Consider the following 18,261-nt stretch of genomic DNA (forward strand, 5'->3'; position numbering starts at 1 on the left):
CTACGCGCACGACGGCCAGTATGGCGGCGGACCGCCCGTCCCGGGCGAACGACCGCATCAGGAAAGCGACTTCACGCCTGTCGCATCCGTTGACTTGACTCCCTGGTGGCTCTACGTTCGGCGCGCACAGTGTTCGGAACACCGATCTTCGTTCGAGATATCGACCGCGCTCGGGGTTCCTCCCCCATGAAGGAGCCGCATGTATCCCCCGCCGCGATCACCCCGCGCGACCCTCAGAGGTCTCGCGCAGCGCTGCAGAGCCACCGCCGTCCGCGCCCTCGTTCTCGCCCTGACCGCGACCGCCGCGCTGCTGTTCGCCCAGCCGACCCCGGCACAGGCGGCGACGACCCGTCAGATACCGGTGACCACGGCCCCGATGGGCTGGGCCTCCTGGAACAGCTTCGTCGCGAAGATCGACTACAACGTGATCAAGCAGCAGGTCGACGCGTTCGTCGCGGCGGGCCTGCCCGCGGCCGGATACCAGTACATCAACATCGACGAAGGCTGGTGGCAGGGCACCCGGGACGCCGCCGGCAACATCACGATCGATGAGACCGAGTGGCCGGGCGGCATGAAGGCCATCGCCGACTACATCCACAGCAAGGGCCTGAAGGCGGGCATCTACACCGACGCCGGCAAGGACGGCTGTGGCTACTACTTCCCGACGGGCCGGCCCGCGGCGCCCGGCTCCGGCAGCGAGGGCCACTACGACCAGGACATGCTGCAGTTCTCCCAGTGGGGCTTCGACTTCGTGAAGGTCGACTGGTGCGGCGGCGACGTCGAGGGCCTCGACGCGAAGACCACGTACCAGGCCATCAGCGACGCCGTCACGAAGGCCACGGCCACCACGGGCCGCCCGCTCACCCTCTCGCTCTGCAACTGGGGCTACCAGAACCCGTGGAACTGGGCCCCGGGCCAGGGCGCGATGTGGCGGACCAACACCGACATCATCTACTACGGCAACAAGCCCTCCATGGCGAGCCTGCTGACCAACTACGACACCAACCTGCACCCCACGGCCCAGCACACCGGCTACTACAACGACCCGGACATGCTGATGGTCGGAATGGACGGGTTCACCGCCGCCCAGAACCGCACCCACATGAACCTGTGGGCGATCTCCGGCGCCCCGCTCCTGGCCGGCAACAACCTGGCCACCATGACCGCGGAGACCGCCGCGATCCTCAAGAACCCCGAGGTCATCGCGGTCGACCAGGACTCGCGCGGTCTCCAGGGCGTCGAGGTCGCCGAGGACACCGCCGGGGCGCAGGTCTACGGCAAGGTCCTGTCCGGCGCCGGCAACCGTGCGGTCGTCCTGCTCAACCGCACCTCCGCCGCCAAGAACATCACCGTGCGCTGGTCGGACCTCGGCCTGACCAACGCGGGCGCCACCGTCCGTGACCTGTGGACGCGCGCCGACGTCGGTTCGTACGGCACGAGTTACACGGCGAGCGTCCCGGCGGGCGGCTCGGTGATGCTCACGGTCACCGGCGGCACGGAGGCGGCGAGCAGTACCTACACCGGAACGTCGGACTTCACCGGCGTGGTCGCCGGCAGCACGGGCCTGAAGACCGTCGACGTCTCCTACACCAACGACACCTCCACCGCCCGCACGGCCACCCTGAGGGTCAACGGCCAGACGCCCACCACGGTCTCCTTCCCGCCGACCGGATCGACCCCGGGCACCATCTCCGTCGCGGCCTCCCTGTCCAAGGGCTCCGCCAACACGCTCGCCTTCTCGGGAGCGTCCGGCATCGACTCGATCACCGTGCGGCCCCTGCCCGGCACGAACGGCACCCTGGCCGTCGGCAAGCAGTCCGGCCGCTGCCTCGACATCTACGACAACACCATCACCAACGGCACCCAGGCCGAGCTGTGGGACTGCAACGGCGGCCCGAACCAGTCGTGGACCCACACCTCCCGCAAGGAACTCGTGGTCTACGGCAACAAGTGCCTGGACGCCTACGACCGCGGCACCACCAACGGCACCAAGGTCGTCATCTGGGACTGCAACGGCCAGAGCAACCAGCAGTGGAACGTGAACAGCGACGGCACCCTCACCAACGTCAACGCCGGCCTCTGCCTCGACGCGAACAACAACGGCACGGCCAACGGCTCGCTGCTCGTGCTGTGGTCGTGCAACGGCGGCGACAACCAGAAGTGGACGCTGACCTAACACCCGCCCAGGCGGACACACCGGCAACGCCACCGCGGCGCCGCCCAGCAGCCAACAGGCGGCGCCGCACAGGCCGCGAAGCGACGCCCCTCGATGTTGTGGCGAGCGACGAGGGTCACGAAAGACAGGTGTGACGATCACGAAGGTGCCGGACACGAACGGAACATGAGCAACGACGAAAGCTTCGCCGCTGCCTATCGCGAGCACTACTGGGCGGTCAGCCGCTACGTCGCGCGGCGGTTGGACGGGCGGACCGGCGAGGTGGAAGAAGTGGTGGCGGAGGTCTTCACGGTCGCCTGGCGCCGCCGGGCCGACCTGCCGGTGTCCCCACTGCCCTGGCTGTACGGCGTGGCACGCAACTGCCTGGCCAACGCGGTACGCGGCCACGGCCGCCGCCGCCGGCTCGTCGCCCGGCTCGGAAACGACGACACCGCGCACGGGCGGCACATCGCGGCAGGTCCCGACACCGAGACACCGGGCGGCTGGGTGCACGACGCCCTCGCCCGTCTCTCCCCGGCCGACCGGGAGGTACTGCGCCTGACGGCCTGGGAGGAACTCGGCATCGACGAGGTCGCCGTCGCCCTCGGCTGCGGCCGACGGGCGGCCTCGATGCGGCTGCACCGGGCCCGCCGCCGGCTGAGAGCCGAGATCGACCGCATGTCCCCCGCGAGCGCCGCGGACCCACACGTGCCGAGCCGGGTGACTTCGTCGAGCCGGGCGATCCCGTCGGACGCGGCGGCCTCGGCAAACGCGGCGGCCTCGTCGCATGCGGCGCCCCCGTCGAACCGGGCCATCTCCTCGCACGCGGAGCCCTCGTCGAACCGGCCCACCCCGTCGCACCCGTTCAACTCGCCGAAGGAACAGGGCCATGGCTGACGAACTGGAACTCCTGCGCCGCGCCAACCCGGTCCCGATCGACGCACCCCACTTCGGTGAGGGACCCCTGGACCACCACGCCGAGCGCCACCTCAACCGGCTGCTGCACGAGCCGGCCCCGGCCTCCCGGAGCCGCGCCCGACTGGCCTGGGGCCTCGTCGCGACCGCCGTCGTCGCCGCCCTCGCCCTGGCCCTCGTGCTCGGCAGCCCGAACACGCCCCCCGCGGCCGCCGCCCCCCGCCCGCTGGTCGTGCAGGCCGGCTCCACGCCCCTACCCCTTCGGGTGCTGGCCGAGCGCGCCGGGCAGGACGCCGTCGACGGTTCGCCCGTGCTGCGCAAGGGCACGCACGTCCTGTCGTGGAGCATGGGCATGTCGCAGGACAAGCCCCCGGTCACGCTCGCCGAGGAGCGGGTCGTGCGCTGGAAGGCCGACGACAGCCACACGGAACTGGTCGTGGCGACCGACCCGCGGTATCCCGGTCGGCCGGTCCTGTCCGACGAGGACGGAGAGCCCCGCCTGGTCGAGGACGGCCACGTCGTCAGCAGACGTACCTTCGGCCCGAGCTGGAGCGACGCGCCGCCCCAGTCGCCGCCGCCGCACGATCCGACGCGGCTGCGCGCCTACCTCCAGGAGGCGCAGTACATCGACACCCCTCTGACCACGCCCGAACTGCTCGACGCCGTGGGCGTACTGCTCGACCACTGGACCCTCGGCGCCCGCGAGGACGCGGCGGTCGCCCGCCTCCTCGCGGACACCGAGGGGCTGCGGCCGGTCGGCCAGGTGACCGACCGTCTCGGCCGGCGCGGGCAGGCGTACGTCTGCGACGATGACGGCGCCCGCCGGATGCTGATCATGGACCCGGTCTCCGGGGCCGTCCTGGGGCTGGAAGCCACCTTCACGGTCGACGAGCCGGAGTACGGCGTCAGCGCGGGCGACGTCATGGAGTACAGCGTCTGGATGCGCTGATCACTGCCTCAGCCGCCGGGTGGCGGCGTCCACGGTCTGTTCCGGCAGCGTGGCGATCGTCATCGATCCGACGCCACCCGGCACCGGCGTGATCAGGGAACCTCGGCGCCGGTCACAGCCCGCCGCCGAGACTAGGACCTGTCCGGCCGATCAAGTCGCAGGGAAGCGACGGTGCGACATCAGTGCCGGTGAGCGGGGTGTGGTGCGTGCAGCTGCAAGGCGGAGGAGGGCGTCGACGCGATGGGGGTGCCCCCGCTCGAGCGAAGTCGGGAGTGGGGGAGTCGGCAACCGACGACAACGCGGCAGATGCGCGTGCCACACCCCGCGTCTGCGGCATGACCGGCCGGACAGGTCCTAGCCTCCCGCCTCCTCGTCCCAGGCCTGGATCATGGTCTGGTCGACGATCTTCCCGTCCCGCAGCGACATCATCGACTCGGCGAACACGCGTACCCCGTCGGAGTACTCGCAGCTCTCCGTGAAGGCGACACGGTCCTCCTGGACGACGCACTGCTCCAGCTTGTGACCCTTGATGTCGCGGCTGTAGACGTCCTCCAGCATCTCGCTGATCTCGTCCCGGCCGTGCAGGACCTTGGGGTGGCTGGGCTGGGTGTTGCGGTCCACGACGCGAATCTCCGCGTCGTCCGCGTAGAGCGACAGAAGACCCGCCGCGGTGTGTCCTTCGATGGCCCGGCGCAGGGTTTCGGCGTCGAACCCGGAACGTGCCGCACTGCCCATGGTGACCTCCTTCGAAGGCCGCGGCCCGGCGAGGAGCGGGCCGCGAGGTGCCTCTCTCTTCGAGACTCCTCCGCCCCGGCACGCTCGGCAAGCGCAGTCCGCGCGCTGCGCCTGACGAGTGAGCGACGGCCGCCGCCCGTGTCCGGCACGGCCCCGCCGGCGTTGCTGTTTGCATGATCTCAACACGACGTATCGTCGCCGCCGTGGGTCTCGCCGTCGGGGTCACCGGCCTCGCCGCTCCGCTCGCGAACGCGGCCGACGCTGCTGCTCCGAGCGCCGGTCAGCTGAACCCCATCACCACGCTCGACTCGCTCGCCACGAGCGACATGCCCGCTGAGCACCAGGCGGAGATGCCGCGGGTCTCGCAGCAGTTGTCCCAGCTCAACCGCCTCAACGACCTGAACGAGCTGCAACAGCTCACCGACCTGGTCGCCCCGGTCACGAACGTGCTGCCCGGCCTCAGCTAGGCACTCGCGCACCGTCGAGGGCCGCCCGTAACCGGGCGGCCCTTTCCGTTGCCCGGTGTCACACGTCCGCGTCCTTGTCCTGGTCTTGGTCCTTGTCCACGTTCCCGTCCTCCGTGTCGAGGAAGTGGAAGCCGGGCCGCGGGTGCATCAGGAAGTCGTGATGCGAGATGTTCCAGGCGTAGGCACCCGCCAGCGCGAACGCCACCCGGTCCCCGGCTCTCAGCCCGGGGGCGCGCACGTCCCGGGCCAGGACGTCCTTCGGGGTGCACAGTTGTCCGGCCACGGTGATCCGCTCACCCTCCGCCGCCGGGCGTGGCCACGGGTGCTGCCAGGCGTCCACCGTCAGTACGGAACAGGGCTGGTCGTGCCCCTTCGTCGCAGGGGTCCGCAGATGGTGGGTGCCGCCCCGCACGACGGCGAACTCCTCGCCGTGGCTGTGCTTGACGTCCAGCACCTCCGTGACGTACCAGCCGCAGTACGCCGTCAATGCCCGCCCCGGCTCAATCCGCACGGAGAGGCCCGGATGCGCCTCGGTCAGCCGGGCGAGGCCCTTGCCGTAGGCGGCCCAGTCGAAGAGGCGCTCCGGGCGGGTGTAGTCGACGGTCATGCCGCCGCCGACGTTCACTTCGGCGAGCGGCACGCCGAGCCCCGTCGCCCACGAGACGACGGTCCCGGCCACCGCCAGCTGCTCGGCCGCTTCCAGGCCGCTCGCCAAGTGGGCGTGAATGCCCCGCAGTTCGAGGTGGGGGTAGGTGCCGTCGGCGAGCGCACGGACGGCTTCGCGAGCCTGCGCGGGGTCCATGCCGAAGGGCGTCGGCCGCCCTCCCATCGCCAGTGAACTGCCCGCCAACGAGCCGTCGGGGACGGGCAGGTTGACGCGTGGCAGCACTCCCACCCGCCGCCCCGGCGCGTACCGTCGCGCCAGCTCGGCCAGCACGCGCAGCTCGTACGGGCTCTCCACGTGGAAGCGCTCGACGCCCCGTTCCAGCGCGGCCGTCACCTCGTCCGGCGTCTTGCCCGGCCCCCCGAAGGCGAGCGGGCGGCCCGGGACCGCGTCGGCGACATGGGCGAGCTCGCCGCCCGAGGAGACCTCGTAACCGTCGACGTACGGACCGAGCGCGGCAAGGATCTCCGGCTCGGGGTTGGCCTTGGCCGCGTAGTACACCTCGACGCGCTCGGGCAGGGCGTCCCGCACGGCGGCGGCGTGGGCGCGCAGCGCCGTCAAGTCGTACACGTAGGAGGGGAGTCCGGTGGAGGGAAGGGAGCGGGCGCGGTCGTGGACCGCGGGCGTCGGGCCGGTCATCGGGTGCTCCCGGCCGTGTCGCGCGGGATGCCCTCGACGAGAGGGGACGGCAGCCGGACGTAACCGGCCTCCCGGTCGGCCTTGCGCTCCCAGCGGGTGAGCAGGTTGGCCTTGGCGGGCAGCGGCACCCCGGCGAGCAGGGCGGCCAGGCGCGGCGGACAGCCGCTGCGGTCGGCGTACGCCCGCAGGGTGTCCCGGACGCGGCCCCACAGCTCGGCCTCGGCCCGCGGGTGCAGGTCGGCGAGGGCGGCGAGCAGCTCGGCGACGTGGTTGACCAGCAGGCAGTACACGACCCGGTCCCAGCCGCGCTGGGCGTCGTACGTCAGCGGGCCCGCGACCTCGGGCGGCAGGGCGGCCAGCGCCTCGGCGTGGTGCTCGGGGACGAGCTTGGTGCCCTCCAGGTCGCGGAAGAGGACCTGGGCGGGCATGCCGTCGCCGTCGACGCAGATCAGGACGTTCTGCAGGTGCGGTTCCAGGACCAGGCCGTGGTCGAAGTAGGCGGCCAGGACGGGTGGCAGGAGGAGACCGAGGTACGCCGACCACCATGTGAGGGCCCGCTGTTCGTCCGCGCCGGCGAGGAGGCGGGAGATGTGGGCGGGGCCGGTGGGGTACTCGTCGGCGACGGCGCCGGCGAGCAGGGGAGTGGTGCCCGGGGCGAGCCGGCGCGGCAGCCCTTCGCGGACGATGACGCCGAACCCTTCGAACAGCGCGCGGTCCGGTGTGCCGTCGGGGCCGGGCAGGGTGAGCGTGCGGTAGGCGGGCTCGCGGAGCACCGCGCTGCCGGGGAAGCGCCGGGTGAGGTCGGCGAGCGCCGGGACCAGGGCACGGGTCAGGGCGACGGCGCCGGACAGCTCGTAACTGCTGTTCTTGCGCAGGCAGTTGGTGATCCGCACATTCAGGCTGAACTTCAGGAACGTCTGGCCGTCGTAGAGGGTGCGCACGGACGCGGTGGCGGCGAAGGGCTGTCCGCCCGGGCCGAGGTCGAGGATGTCGCCGTCGGCGAGGGCCGCGCGCAGGGCCGGATGCCCGCTGAGCGTCTCGTACTGCCAGGGGTGGGCCGGCAGCAGCCGGTACCCGTCCGGGACGTCCGCGCGCTGCCGGTCCAGCGGGGCGACGGCCTGGGGGTCGGCGTACTCCTCGGCGACCAGGTGCGTACGGACGGCGAGGTGCCGCAGCGGGAACGCGGCCCCGGCCTCCGGGGCGTACGCGGACCAGGCGCGTGGGTCACCGGTGCGGGCCTTGGGTGTGGGGTGGAAGCGGTGCCCGAACAGCAGCGACTGCTCGGAGGCGAGGTACGCCGAGAGGCGGTCGTTAGGGGCTTGGTCGGCTCGCACGGTGAGCAGGGCGGCCCCGACCGCCTGGTGGCTGGAGGCGATCTGCTCCAGGAACTCCTCGTTGCGCACGCCGGTGCGCAGCCACAGCTCGTCGTGCGTGTACTCGGCCAGGCGTCGCCAGTCCATCTCCGCCCAGCCGCCCCGGCTCTGTTCGCTCACCGGGCCGGTGAACCGGTGGGCGCCGAGCAGTGAGCTGCGGCGCAGGGCGACGCGCAGCAGGACTCCGCGGCGCGGCAACCGCAGCAGCAGGCGGCCGTCGGTGACGACGGACTGGTGCTCGGGGCCGGACACCTCGCGCAGCAGACAGTTCAGGAGGGTGTGGGCCACCACCTCGTCGGCGGTGGGCAGCCCGGCGGGGGCGGCGGTGCGGGCGGGCGGATGGGTGAGGGAGGGCATCAACGGCTCCAGCGGGTGCGGAACTTCAGCGGGGGGAGGGTGACAGCGAGGACGGTGGCGGCGGCACCGCCGGTCGGTACGGGTGCGGCCGGGCCGAAGCGGGCGCTGCCCGCCACCGCGCGCACCCGGCCCCGGCCGAACGAGGAGCGCGGCATGCGCAGGGTTCGCCACTCATGCCGGACCCTCGGCGAGAAGCAGGTAGTTGGGGCCGGTGGTGTAGTGCTTGTTGATGTCGGCGGCGCCCGAACGTGCCTTGGTCAGCAGCGTCCCGGCGGTCACCATCGCCTTCACCGGCAGGGTCGGCGCGTCCAGGATCCGGGCGCGCAAGCCGGCCCCGGCCTCCCCGCCGAGCCGGTCCACCGCCTCCGCCAGCCGGTCCCGTACCAGCCCCAGCAGCACGGGCAGCGGGGCGCGGCCCCGCCGGGCCAGCCCGAACGCGTAGGCACCCGCACAGAGATGGACGGTGATGGTGGCGAACAGGTCGGCGACCGGCCCGTCGTCCCGTCCGAAGGTCCGCACGTCGTCGAAGGCCCACGGTCCGGGGAGCAAGGGGTCCAGCCGCCCGGTGTTGACACGGGGACCGTCGTTGTCCTTCAACAGCAGCCGCACGCTGCCCCGGCGCAGCACCAGCGAGATGTTCTGCTGGTGCGACTCCAGGGCGATGCCGTACCCGAACAGGGTGGTCTGCCAGTCGAACAGCAGCGTCAGACAGGCGTCGAGGAGGGCGAGGGGGTCTCCGTCGTGGAAGCGGTCGGCGAGGTGGTCGAGGATCAGGCGTCCGTCGGGGGCCTCGGCGAGGAGTGCCGCCATCGGTACGACCGCCGAGTCGTCGAGCCCGGCCGGGTGGCGGCGGCACAGGACGGCGAGCAGCTCGTGCCCGGCGTGCGCGTACGTCGTCTCGTCGGCGTGCAGGATCGTGCCCCGGAACCGGGGTTCACGGGCCATCACCGCCTCCAGGAGCCGCTGCCCCACCGCTCCGTCCACGAGCGTCCCGGGCTTGATGGACCGCTTGTTGCGCAGCCCCAAGGTGGCCGTGACCAGGGGCAGTTTGAGGTGCACCGACGGGTCCGCGGCCGTCGCCACCGTACGCATCGACAGCGTCGGTACGACGCCGAGGTGGGCCCGCTCGGCGAGCACGGCGCTGTCCGCGAGGCCGGCATCCCGCAGCGCCGCGTCCAGCGGGGCACCGACGGTCAACGGGTGCACCGGCAGCGCCACATGCGTGTGCTCCACCCGGGGCAGGCCGAGAACCTTCGGCGTCGGCCAGAACCGCGGGAGCGTGCCGGTCAGGGTGACCGCGTCGCGCGGCACGGCGAGCCAGCGCAGTGCGAACCGCGGATGGAACTCCGGGGCGTACCGGCGCAGTTGCTCCTCGGTCAGGCCCGAACGTCCGCGCGCGGTGGGATACACGGGATGGTCGAGCCGGGCGGCGAGCGTGTCGTACGCCAGGCCTGCGGCCGGGCCGGTCCAGCGTGCCGGGGCGTCGCCGTACCGGTCGGTCAGGTGCCTGGCCACCTCGGACCGGGTCGCCGCGTGCAGCCGCAGCGTGGCCAGCGTCTGACGGCACTCCTCGGCGAACGCGTCGAAGCCGCCCCGGTCCTCCGGCTCGGCGAGCGCACGCAGCGCGCCCAGCACACTGTCGTACGAGGTCAGCTCGGCGCCGTCCGACTCGCGCACGAGGAGGGGCAGCCGTGCGGCGTACACGCACTGGTAGCCGTCCTCGGCGACGGGCATGAGCAGGGCGTCGCCCTCCGGTGTCACCAGCCGCAGCCAGTCGCCGTCCGACTGGGGCACCAGCGTGCTGCGGGTGCGCAGTCCCACGACATCCTCACGCAGCAGGGCGCCCAGTACCCGGGTCAGCAGCTCCGCCTCGCAGGTGTCCGTGACGCTCGGCGCGGTCACGGCTGGATCTCCCAGCGCCGGGCGGCCAGGAACTCGGCCGTGACGCGGTCCACCGCGCACTGGTCGGTGCCGGCGGCCCGCAGGACACCGAGGTAGTCGCGGTTGGTGCGGTACAGCTCGTGCCGCTCGCCCACCGTTCGCAGCGGACGGTACGTCAGATGCACACCGTCGACCGTGAGTTCGGTGGCGGCGGGGGCGCCGACCAGGGTCCCGGCGCGGTCGGCGCACGGGTACTCCAGACGCGCCGCCCCGTCACTGCGGGCGCCCAGGCCGGCCGGCAGCGGCTCGCCGAGGTGGGTGCGCAGGATGTGCTCGAAGAGCGGTATCTCCAGCAGCCGGGCCAGCAGCAGGTCGCACTGGTCGCCGATGGCACGGTAGTTGACCTCGATGATCCGCGCCCGTCCCGCGTGCACGACGAACTCGGTGTGACAGGCGCCGAACCCGACGCCCAGGGCGTCCAGTTGCGCCAGGATCTGCGCGACGACCGGCTCGGGGTGCGCCGGGACGAAGGTGAGACTCTTCTCCACGAAGTACGGCGGCGGCGACAGCTCGGTGTGGAAGCCGCCCAGAACATGGCGGGCGGTGCCGTCGCCGAGGGTTTCCAGGGTGTACAGCTCGCCGGGGAGGTACTCCTCGACGACCAGTACGGCGCCCGGGCGCCGCCCCAGGATCTTTGCGGAGTACGACACCAGTTCCTCGGCGTTCCCGACGAGGACGACGTCCTCGCTGGCCACGCCCTCGCGCGGCTTGAGCACGCAGGGGTAGGGAGCGTCGAGCGCGGCGGGTTCGGTGAGCTCGGCCGACCACACGCTGTCCACGCCGGCCGCGGTGAGCCGGCGGCGCATCTCGGCCTTGTCCTTGGTGCGCAGCGTGACCCGCCAGTCCTTGCCGGGGAGGCCGAAGTAGGCGGCGGCCAGGGCGGCCTGGGTCTGGAGGTGGTCGCTGTTGGTGAAGACGGCGTCGGGCCGGTGGTGCGTGGAGATCCGCGTGATCACGGCCCGGAAGTCACGGACGTCGCACTCCAGGATCTCCACGTCCGGATACGTGGCACGGTGCGCGTCGGGCTGGTCGGTGAGGACGGTGACGTCCAGGCCCAGCCGTGCGGCGGCGGGCAGGAAGCCCTCCGTGACGGAGTCGGTGGGATTGAGGGCGAGCAGGTACAGGCGCATGACTGGGCAGGAACTTCCGCTAGCGGGCGGGGGGCGAAGGTACGGGCCGCGCTCGTGGCGACGGCCCGCCGCGAGCGCGTCAGGCGGTGGTGGCGCAGTGCCGTATCGCGCTGCTGTTCCTGACGACCAGCCAAGTGCCGGTGAGCTCAGGCGCGAGGACGGCGACGAGCGCGGCGGCGACCGTGGCCGGGGGCGCGGGGCGGGCGCCGGGGGCGAGACTCGGCGCGGCACGGAGCAACAGGGCTCCGGGTCCGGCGAGAAAGAGAGGTCCGTGCCTGGTCGCGGTCACGAAGCGTGAGCTTAGGTGAGGCTTGCTTTGCTGACCAAATGGCTGTGGCCCCGCTGTGACGTGCGCTTCTTTCGGTCGTGCACGGGAACCCCCTTGATCACCACCCGAGATTTTATAGATAAGGTAAGCCTTGCCTACCTCGATTCCGCCGATTTCCCTGCCCTGGAGCGTCGATGTCCGTGGCCCTGAAGACCTCTCCGGACGGTGCCGTCGCCCACGCCCTCGCCGATGCCTACCGGCGCCTGACCGGCGTGTGCGAAGCGCTCGACGTGCGGGTCGCGGAACCGGGCGACGCGGCGGCACAAGAGGGCGTGTCGGCAGGAGAACTGACTTCCGATCAGCGCGTGCTCGACGCCTTCGTCGACGCCGAGGCCGCCCGGATCGAGGACCGCTACGGGACCGCCCCGCGCCGCCACGTCGCCGCCTCCCGCGCCCTGCACGACTACGCCTGGACCGTCGGGCTGCTGATGGGCGGCGTCTGGTACCTCGAACGGCGGGTACCCCGGATCCGGCCCGAGGATCTCCGGCTCGACCTCGCCTCCGCCACGTACGTGATCACCCCGGGCACCGACCTCGCCTGTCTCCCGGGCGACCCGGTGGCCACGCTGCCGGGAGTGCTGACGCTCCCTCAGGACGAGCAGCTGCGGGCCGCGTTGCGGATGGCGGTCGCCGATCACATGCGTCCGCTGCTGGCCGCGATCGGCCCGACGGCACGACGCGGCGCGCGCACCCTGTGGGGCATGGTCTCCGACGACCTCGTCTCCGGGATCTGGTACCTCGGCCGGATGCTCGGCCAGGAGGACGACGCCCTGCGGGCCGCCACCGAGGTCCTGCCGGCCCCCGTGCCGCCGTACCCCTCCGGCGCAGGCTTCCGCCACCTGGTGGGCGACGACGGCCGGCGGCACGTCACCCGCACCCGCGCCGGCTGCTGCATGTTCTACGCCATCCGGCCCGCCGAGGCCTGCGTGACCTGCCCCCGCACCGGCGACGCGGAACGACTGCGCCGCCTGGAGAACTGAGCGGCCGGACGGCTCACCCGGCCGTCGCGAGGAACTGCGTGGCGGCCAGCTCCGCGTACAGCGGGTCGGCGGCGACCAACTCCCGGTGCGTGCCCACCGCCCGTACCCGCCCCGCGTCCATCACGACGATCCGGTCCGCCATCGTCACCGTCGACAGCCGGTGGGCGACCACGAGCACCGTGGTCGTCCGGGCGACATCGGCGACCGTGTCGCGCAGCGCCGCCTCGTTCACCGCGTCCAGCTGCGACGTGGCCTCGTCGAGAAGGAGCAGCCGCGGGCGGCGCAGCAGGGCGCGGGCGATGGCGACCCGCTGGCGCTCACCGCCCGACAGCCTGGTGCCGCGATGGCCGACGAGCGTGTCGAGGCCGGCGGGCAGGCGGGAGACCAGGCCGTCGAGCCGGGTCGTCTTCACCACCCGAGTGACGGCCTCCTCGTCCGCGTCCGGGTTGCCCAGCAGCAGATTGTCCCGCAGCGAACCCGACAGGACCGGGGCGTCCTGCTCCACGTACCCGATGGCGGAACGGAGACCGGGCAGATCCCAGTCCGCGAGGTCCCGGCCGTCCAGCGTCACCGTCCCGGACTCCGGGTCGTAGAACCGCTCGATGAGGGAGAAGACGGTGGTCTTGCCCGCCCCCGACGGCCCGACGAACGCCGTCATGCCCTGGGCGGGCACGGCGAACGTCACGCCGTGATGGACATACGGCAGATCCTCCGCGTACCGGAACCGGACGCCCTCGAAGGCGACGGACGCGGGTTCCGCTCCTGTGGACGGCAGCGGCGCGGGCGCCGCCGCGGGCTCGGCGGGCAGCCGCATGGCCTCCTGGATGCGGGTGAGGGCCGCGGCGCCCGTCTGGTACTGCGTGATCGCGCCGACGACCTGCTGGATCGGCGACATGAGGTAGAACACGAACAGCAGGAACGCCACCAGCGTGCCCACGTCGATCGCCCCGGTCGCCACCCGCGCCCCGCCGGCGGCGAGCACCGTGATGAACGCGATCTGCATGGCCAGTCCCGCCGTGTTGCCCGCCGCGGCCGACCACTTGGCGGCCCGCACGCTCTGCCGCCACGACTCCTCGGCCGCCTCGTGCAGCGTCCGCTCCTCACGGTGCTCGGCGCCGGACGCCTTCACCGTGCGCAGCGCGCCGAGTATCCGCTCCAGGGAGGCCCCCATCACGCCGACCGCGTCCTGCGCCTGCCGGCTGGCCCGGTTGATGTGCGGCACGATCACCCCGAGAACCGTGCCCGCGCCCGCGATCACCGCCATCGTCACGGCGAGCAGCACCGGATCCACCAGGCCCATCATGACCACCGTCGCGACCAGCGTGAGCCCGCCGGTGCCGAGGCCCACCAGCGAGTCCGTGGTGACCTCCCGCAGCAGCGTGGTGTCCGAGGTGATCCTCGCCATCAGATCGCCCGGTTCGCTGCGGTCCACGGCCGCGATCCGCAACCGCAGCAGATACGACGACAGGCTGCGCCGCGCCCCGAGCACCACCGACTCGGCGGTGCGCCGCAGCACGAACGAACCCAGCGCCCCCAGCGCCGCGTTGGCGATCACCAGCCCCGACATGAGGACCAGCCAGCCGGTGACGGCCCGGTCGTGCGACAGGTCGTCGATCAACTCCCGGGCCACCAACGGAAGCATCAGCCCCGTCGCCCCCGTGACGAGCGAGAGCGCGGCACCCGCCAGCAGCGCCCACCGGTGCGGCCGTACGTATCCGAGGATCAGCCGCCACGCGGGCGGTCCGGTCTCGGTCTCTGCGATGCTCACGATGCTCCCTCGGGCCTGCCTGCGGGCGGAGCGTTCAGGCTACGTCGGCGCCGATGCGAGGCGCCTTCCGGTGGGCGTCACCTCGTGATGCCGTCCCGTTACTGATCAGTCAGACGTAGGGTCGGGGCAGGGACAGACACGAGCCGAGGGAAGGGGCCGGCACCATGGCGCAGGAAGTACGCGGCGTGATCGCACCGGGCAAGGACGAGCCGGTGCGACTGGAGACCATCGTGGTGCCGGACCCCGGCCCCGGTGAGGCCGTGGTGCAGGTGCAGGCCTGCGGGGTCTGTCACACCGACCTGCACTACAAGCAGGGCGGCATCAGCGACGACTTCCCCTTCCTGCTCGGGCACGAGGCGGCGGGTGTCGTCGAGGCCGTCGGCGCCGGGGTCACCGACGTCGCCCCGGGTGACTTCGTGATCCTGAACTGGCGCGCGGTGTGCGGGCGGTGCCGGGCCTGTCAGCGCGGGCGGCCGTGGTACTGCTTCGACACCCACAACGCCGGGCAGAAGATGACCCTCGCCTCGACCGGACAGGAACTGTCCCCGGCCCTGGGCATCGGGGCGTTCGCCGAGAAGACGCTGGTGGCGGCCGGGCAGTGCACCAAGGTGGACCCCTCGGTCTCGGCGCAGGTCGCGGGCCTTCTGGGCTGCGGAGTGATGGCCGGCATCGGCGCCGCGATCAACACCGGACAGGTCGGCCGCGGAGACACGGTCGCCGTCATCGGCTGCGGCGGCGTCGGTGACGCGGCGATCGCCGGAGCGAACCTGGCGGGCGCGGCGAAGATCATCGCGGTCGACATCGACGCCCGCAAGCTGGAGACCGCCCGCACCATGGGCGCCACCCACACCGTCAACTCCCGCGAGACCGATCCGGTGGAGGCGATCCGCGAGCTGACCGGCGGGTTCGGCGCGGACGTCGTGATCGAGGCGGTCGGCCGCCCGGAGACCTACAAGCAGGCCTTCTACGCCCGCGACCTGGCCGGCACGGTGGTCCTGGTCGGTGTGCCCACCCCCGAGATGAAGCTCGAACTGCCGCTCCTCGACGTCTTCGGCCGCGGCGGCTCCCTGAAGTCCTCCTGGTACGGCGACTGCCTGCCCAGCCGCGACTTCCCCATGCTGATCGACCTGCATCTGCAAGGCCGCCTGGACCTGGGGGCGTTCGTGTCCGAGACCATCGAGCTCACCGACGTGGAGAAGGCCTTCGAGCGCATGCACCACGGCGACGTCCTGCGCTCGGTGGTGGTGCTCTGATGGCCCCGCGCGTCGAACGCCTCGTGACCTCCGGCCAGTTCACCCTCGACGGCGGCACCTGGGACGTCGACAACAACGTGTGGATCGTCGGCGACGACCACGAAGCGATCGTCATCGACGCCGCCCACGACGCCGACGCCATCGCCGAGGCCGTAGGCGACCGCCGGCTGACCGCCATCGTGTGCACCCACGCCCACAACGACCACATCGACGCCGCGCCCGCCCTCGCCGAGCGCACCGGAGCCACCATCTGGCTCCACCGCGACGACCTGCCGCTGTGGAAGCAGACCCACCCGGACCGGGACCCCGACGCCTGGCTGCAGGACGGCCAGGTCATCGAGGCCGCCGGCGCCGACCTGCGGGTCCTGCACACCCCCGGGCACGCGCCCGGCGCGGTCTGCCTGTACGACCCGGGCCTCGCCACCGTCTTCACCGGCGACACCCTCTTCCAGGGCGGCCCCGGCGCCACCGGCCGCTCCTACTCCCACTTCCCGACGATCATCGACTCGATCCGCGACCGTCTGCTGGCTCTGCCGCCCGAGACGAAGGTCCTCACCGGCCACGGCGACCCGACGACCATCGGGGCGGAGGCCCCGCAGCTTCAGGAGTGGATCACCCGTGGCCACTGACGAAGCCGCCATGTCCGCCGACGACGTCGTGCGCCTGAACGACGTGGGAATCCTGCGCTGCGCCCCCGACGGACCGGTCCTCGACGGCGAACGCGCGGCGCTCGACCTGATCGGCGACGCGTTCGGACGGGACGCCCAGGTGGTCGCCGTGCCCGTGGAGCGGGTGGCCGAGGAGTTCTTCCGGCTGCGGTCGGGGGTCGCGGGCGCGGTCGTGCAGAAGTTCGTGAACTACCGGCTGCGCCTCGCCGTCGTGGGAGACGTCTCCGCTCACGTCACCGGGAGCACGGCTCTGCGCGACTTCGTCCACGAGACGAACCAGGGCGGCCACATCTGGTTCGTGGCGGACTTCGACGCGCTGGAGGAGAAAGTGCGCGCGGCCGGGTGATCTCGCCCTGAAAGACGACAGGAGATGTCCGGCTTACCCGCCACCCTCGTAGCGAGACCCATCGCACACAGGGAAACGGGAGGCCGGACATGCCGGAACAGCTGACGGGCAAGGTCGCACTGGTCGCCGGGGCGACCCGGGGAGCCGGACGGGGCATCGCCGTGGAGCTCGGGGCGGCCGGCGCCACGGTGTACGTCACCGGCCGCAGCACCCGGACCCGCCGCTCGGAGTACGACCGCCCCGAGACCATCGAGGACACCGCCGACCTCGTCACCGAAGCCGGCGGCCACGGCATCGCCGTCCCCACCGACCACCTCGACCCGGCACAGGTCCGCACCCTCGTCGACCGCATCGGCGAGGAGCAGGGCCGCCTCGACGTCCTCGTCAACGACATCTGGGGCGGCGAGCACCTCTTCGCCTGGGACGCGCCCGTCTGGGAACACGACCTCGACAAGGGCCTCAGGCTGCTCCGGCTCGCCGTCGAGACGCACGCCATCACCAGCCACCACGCCCTGCCGCTGCTCCTGCGCCACCCCGGCGGACTGGTGGTGGAGATGACCGACGGCACCGCCGAGTACAACCGCGACACCTACCGCAACAGCTTCTTCTACGACCTGGCCAAGACGTCCGTCCTGCGGATGGCCTTCGCGCTCGGTCACGAGCTCGGACCGCACGGCGCCACCGCCGTCGCCCTCACCCCGGGCTGGCTGCGGTCGGAGATGATGCTCGACAACTTCGGCGTGCGCGAGGACAACTGGCGCGAGGCCACCGCCCGCGTCCCCCACTTCGCCATCTCCGAGACACCCCGCTACGTGGGCCGCGCGGTGGCCGCCCTCGCCGCCGATCCCGAGGTGGCGCGGTGGAACGGCCAGTCCCTCTCCAGCGGCGGACTCGCCCAGGTGTACGGCTTCACCGACCTCGACGGCAGCCGCCCGGACGCCTGGCGCTACCTCGTCGAGGTCCAGGACGCGGACAAGCCGGCGGACACGACCGGCTACCGCTGAGGTTCCGTGTCCCGCACCGGTGTCGGCGGCTCCGTGTCCCGCACCGGTGCGGGCAGCGGCCAGCGCGCCGAATGCCCCGGGGGCAGCGCCAGATCGTCGCGTACGGCCGCGTAGTAGCCCTCGCGTCCCCGGCGCTGCCGCTCCAGCAGCGCCTGCCACGCCTGCGGATCACGGGTTTCCTCGCGCAGGAACCGCTCCATCTCCATCACGGTGACCACCCACGTCCGGGCCCGCTCCACCACCTGCGGACTGCCCAGCAGGATCAGCGCCTCCCCGGACGGATCCCGGGCGACCGTGGCCTCGGCCATCAGCGGTGCCGCCTCCCGCGGGGACAGCGGGTGAGGGTGCGGGTCGTTGCCGAGATGCGCGGCGACCCGGTACGTGAGGGTGACGGACGTTTTCAACGTTCGTGCGTACTCGGCGTACACGGAGAGCTTGCGCTCCTCCCAACGGGCCGCCTGTTCACGGTGGAACCGGGCCCGGTCGCTGCGCACGACCGCGAAGTACGAGCCGAGCGCGCCGATCACGACACCCAACAGGGCGGGGAGTTGCTGCAAGAACGCGGACATGGCCGCACGGTACCTGCCCG

General features: G+C 72.3%; 17 protein-coding genes and 2 pseudogenes. 9 read left to right on the plus strand and 10 right to left on the minus strand.

All coding sequences use genetic code 11. The features are described from left to right. The first annotated feature begins 199 nt into the window (after positions 1 to 199). The 3 genes and pseudogenes from ACZ5XS_RS08015 to ACZ5XS_RS08025 all read left to right on the plus strand — a co-directional run bounded on the left by ACZ5XS_RS08015 (position 200) and on the right by ACZ5XS_RS08025 (position 4,019). The gene (locus ACZ5XS_RS08015; RefSeq protein ID WP_468648886.1) at positions 200 to 2,176 is read left to right on the plus strand and encodes a ricin-type beta-trefoil lectin domain protein; all 1,977 of its coding nucleotides are present in this window, start codon (positions 200 to 202) and stop codon (positions 2,174 to 2,176) included. 165 nt (positions 2,177 to 2,341) lie between these two features. Continuing rightward, positions 2,342 to 2,854 (plus strand): annotated as a pseudogene (locus ACZ5XS_RS08020) (RNA polymerase sigma factor); the annotation flags it as partial. Positions 2,855 to 3,044: 190 nt separating this feature from the next. Beyond that, on the plus strand, positions 3,045 to 4,019 hold the full coding sequence (locus ACZ5XS_RS08025) for a CU044_5270 family protein (RefSeq protein ID WP_468648888.1): 975 nt from the start codon (positions 3,045 to 3,047) through the stop codon (positions 4,017 to 4,019). Here ACZ5XS_RS08025 and ACZ5XS_RS08030 read toward each other — a convergent pair. Beyond that, positions 4,020 to 4,124, minus strand: a pseudogene (locus tag ACZ5XS_RS08030) (bifunctional 5,10-methylene-tetrahydrofolate dehydrogenase/5,10-methylene-tetrahydrofolate cyclohydrolase); the annotation flags it as partial. Between the two features lie 249 nt (positions 4,125 to 4,373). Continuing rightward, positions 4,374 to 4,754, minus strand: a complete 381-nt coding sequence (locus ACZ5XS_RS08035) for a nuclear transport factor 2 family protein (protein WP_468648890.1) — start codon at positions 4,752 to 4,754, stop codon at positions 4,374 to 4,376. A gap of 173 nt (positions 4,755 to 4,927) precedes the next feature. Between ACZ5XS_RS08035 and ACZ5XS_RS08040 the strand changes: the two genes are divergently transcribed. After that, the gene (locus tag ACZ5XS_RS08040; protein ID WP_468648892.1) at positions 4,928 to 5,221 is read left to right on the plus strand and encodes a hypothetical protein; all 294 of its coding nucleotides are present in this window, start codon (positions 4,928 to 4,930) and stop codon (positions 5,219 to 5,221) included. A 58-nt stretch (positions 5,222 to 5,279) separates the two neighbouring features. Here ACZ5XS_RS08040 and ACZ5XS_RS08045 read toward each other — a convergent pair whose 3' ends face one another. The 6 genes from ACZ5XS_RS08045 to ACZ5XS_RS08070 form a co-directional block, all read right to left on the minus strand. Next, on the minus strand, positions 5,280 to 6,524 hold the full coding sequence (locus ACZ5XS_RS08045; RefSeq protein WP_468648894.1) for a type III PLP-dependent enzyme: 1,245 nt from the start codon (positions 6,522 to 6,524) through the stop codon (positions 5,280 to 5,282). Beyond that, positions 6,521 to 8,254, minus strand: a complete 1,734-nt coding sequence (locus ACZ5XS_RS08050) for an IucA/IucC family protein (RefSeq protein ID WP_468648896.1) — start codon at positions 8,252 to 8,254, stop codon at positions 6,521 to 6,523. Before ACZ5XS_RS08050 ends, ACZ5XS_RS08045 begins: the two co-directional genes overlap by 4 nt. Then, a complete protein-coding gene (locus ACZ5XS_RS08055) occupies positions 8,254 to 8,409 on the minus strand; it encodes a hypothetical protein (RefSeq protein ID WP_468648898.1) in 156 nt (51 codons plus the stop codon). Before ACZ5XS_RS08055 ends, ACZ5XS_RS08050 begins: the two co-directional genes overlap by 1 nt. Before the next feature lie 16 nt (positions 8,410 to 8,425). Beyond that, positions 8,426 to 10,156, minus strand: coding sequence for an IucA/IucC family protein (locus ACZ5XS_RS08060; RefSeq protein ID WP_468648900.1), 1,731 nt, complete (start codon positions 10,154 to 10,156; stop codon positions 8,426 to 8,428). Next, positions 10,153 to 11,325, minus strand: coding sequence for an ATP-grasp domain-containing protein (locus ACZ5XS_RS08065; RefSeq protein ID WP_468648901.1), 1,173 nt, complete (start codon positions 11,323 to 11,325; stop codon positions 10,153 to 10,155). The genes ACZ5XS_RS08060 and ACZ5XS_RS08065 overlap by 4 nt, the downstream gene beginning before the upstream one ends. Before the next feature lie 79 nt (positions 11,326 to 11,404). Further along, a complete protein-coding gene (locus tag ACZ5XS_RS08070) occupies positions 11,405 to 11,614 on the minus strand; it encodes a hypothetical protein (protein WP_468648903.1) in 210 nt (69 codons plus the stop codon). A gap of 173 nt (positions 11,615 to 11,787) precedes the next feature. Between ACZ5XS_RS08070 and ACZ5XS_RS08075 the strand changes: the two genes are divergently transcribed. Then, positions 11,788 to 12,633, plus strand: coding sequence for a (2Fe-2S)-binding protein (locus tag ACZ5XS_RS08075; protein ID WP_468648904.1), 846 nt, complete (start codon positions 11,788 to 11,790; stop codon positions 12,631 to 12,633). A gap of 13 nt (positions 12,634 to 12,646) precedes the next feature. Here the strand turns inward: ACZ5XS_RS08075 and ACZ5XS_RS08080 are convergent, their stop codons facing one another. Then, entirely contained in the window at positions 12,647 to 14,401 is a 1,755-nt protein-coding gene (locus ACZ5XS_RS08080) for an ABC transporter ATP-binding protein (RefSeq protein WP_468648906.1), read from the minus strand. Positions 14,402 to 14,565: 164 nt separating this feature from the next. On the opposite strand from ACZ5XS_RS08080, the gene ACZ5XS_RS08085 reads away from it, so the two are divergent. The 4 genes from ACZ5XS_RS08085 to ACZ5XS_RS08100 all read left to right on the plus strand — a co-directional run bounded on the left by ACZ5XS_RS08085 (position 14,566) and on the right by ACZ5XS_RS08100 (position 17,672). After that, the gene (locus ACZ5XS_RS08085) at positions 14,566 to 15,654 is read left to right on the plus strand and encodes an S-(hydroxymethyl)mycothiol dehydrogenase (protein WP_468648908.1); all 1,089 of its coding nucleotides are present in this window, start codon (positions 14,566 to 14,568) and stop codon (positions 15,652 to 15,654) included. Next, a complete protein-coding gene (locus tag ACZ5XS_RS08090; RefSeq protein ID WP_468648910.1) occupies positions 15,654 to 16,283 on the plus strand; it encodes an MBL fold metallo-hydrolase in 630 nt (209 codons plus the stop codon). The genes ACZ5XS_RS08085 and ACZ5XS_RS08090 overlap by 1 nt, the downstream gene beginning before the upstream one ends. A gap of 10 nt (positions 16,284 to 16,293) precedes the next feature. Beyond that, the gene (locus ACZ5XS_RS08095) at positions 16,294 to 16,668 is read left to right on the plus strand and encodes a DUF4180 domain-containing protein (RefSeq protein WP_468649138.1); all 375 of its coding nucleotides are present in this window, start codon (positions 16,294 to 16,296) and stop codon (positions 16,666 to 16,668) included. Between the two features lie 89 nt (positions 16,669 to 16,757). Continuing rightward, positions 16,758 to 17,672 (plus strand): SDR family oxidoreductase, encoded by a 915-nt coding sequence (locus ACZ5XS_RS08100; protein ID WP_468648911.1) that lies wholly within the window; start codon positions 16,758 to 16,760, stop codon positions 17,670 to 17,672. Here ACZ5XS_RS08100 and ACZ5XS_RS08105 read toward each other — a convergent pair. Beyond that, a complete protein-coding gene (locus ACZ5XS_RS08105) occupies positions 17,663 to 18,241 on the minus strand; it encodes a hypothetical protein (RefSeq protein ID WP_468648912.1) in 579 nt (192 codons plus the stop codon). The two genes, ACZ5XS_RS08100 and ACZ5XS_RS08105, sit on opposite strands and share 10 nt — an antisense overlap. Between the last annotated feature and the right edge of the window lie 20 nt (positions 18,242 to 18,261).

This window comes from Streptomyces sp. NPDC033131 (assembly GCF_055578365.1).

What these genes read in the sequence shown, in the direction of transcription:
- ACZ5XS_RS08015 (WP_468648886.1), top strand. Translation starts at nt 200, where the DNA reads ATGTATCCCCCGCCGCGATCACCCCGCGCGACCCTCAGAGGTCTCGCG.
- ACZ5XS_RS08025 (WP_468648888.1), top strand. Translation starts at nt 3,045, where the DNA reads ATGGCTGACGAACTGGAACTCCTGCGCCGCGCCAACCCGGTCCCGATC.
- ACZ5XS_RS08035 (WP_468648890.1), bottom strand. Translation starts at nt 4,754, where the DNA reads ATGGGCAGTGCGGCACGTTCCGGGTTCGACGCCGAAACCCTGCGCCGG.
- ACZ5XS_RS08040 (WP_468648892.1), top strand. Translation starts at nt 4,928, where the DNA reads ATGATCTCAACACGACGTATCGTCGCCGCCGTGGGTCTCGCCGTCGGG.
- ACZ5XS_RS08045 (WP_468648894.1), bottom strand. Translation starts at nt 6,524, where the DNA reads ATGACCGGCCCGACGCCCGCGGTCCACGACCGCGCCCGCTCCCTTCCC.
- ACZ5XS_RS08050 (WP_468648896.1), bottom strand. Translation starts at nt 8,254, where the DNA reads ATGCCCTCCCTCACCCATCCGCCCGCCCGCACCGCCGCCCCCGCCGGG.
- ACZ5XS_RS08055 (WP_468648898.1), bottom strand. Translation starts at nt 8,409, where the DNA reads ATGCCGCGCTCCTCGTTCGGCCGGGGCCGGGTGCGCGCGGTGGCGGGC.
- ACZ5XS_RS08065 (WP_468648901.1), bottom strand. Translation starts at nt 11,325, where the DNA reads ATGCGCCTGTACCTGCTCGCCCTCAATCCCACCGACTCCGTCACGGAG.
- ACZ5XS_RS08075 (WP_468648904.1), top strand. Translation starts at nt 11,788, where the DNA reads ATGTCCGTGGCCCTGAAGACCTCTCCGGACGGTGCCGTCGCCCACGCC.
- ACZ5XS_RS08085 (WP_468648908.1), top strand. Translation starts at nt 14,566, where the DNA reads ATGGCGCAGGAAGTACGCGGCGTGATCGCACCGGGCAAGGACGAGCCG.
- ACZ5XS_RS08090 (WP_468648910.1), top strand. Translation starts at nt 15,654, where the DNA reads ATGGCCCCGCGCGTCGAACGCCTCGTGACCTCCGGCCAGTTCACCCTC.
- ACZ5XS_RS08095 (WP_468649138.1), top strand. Translation starts at nt 16,294, where the DNA reads ATGTCCGCCGACGACGTCGTGCGCCTGAACGACGTGGGAATCCTGCGC.
- ACZ5XS_RS08100 (WP_468648911.1), top strand. Translation starts at nt 16,758, where the DNA reads ATGCCGGAACAGCTGACGGGCAAGGTCGCACTGGTCGCCGGGGCGACC.
- ACZ5XS_RS08105 (WP_468648912.1), bottom strand. Translation starts at nt 18,241, where the DNA reads ATGTCCGCGTTCTTGCAGCAACTCCCCGCCCTGTTGGGTGTCGTGATC.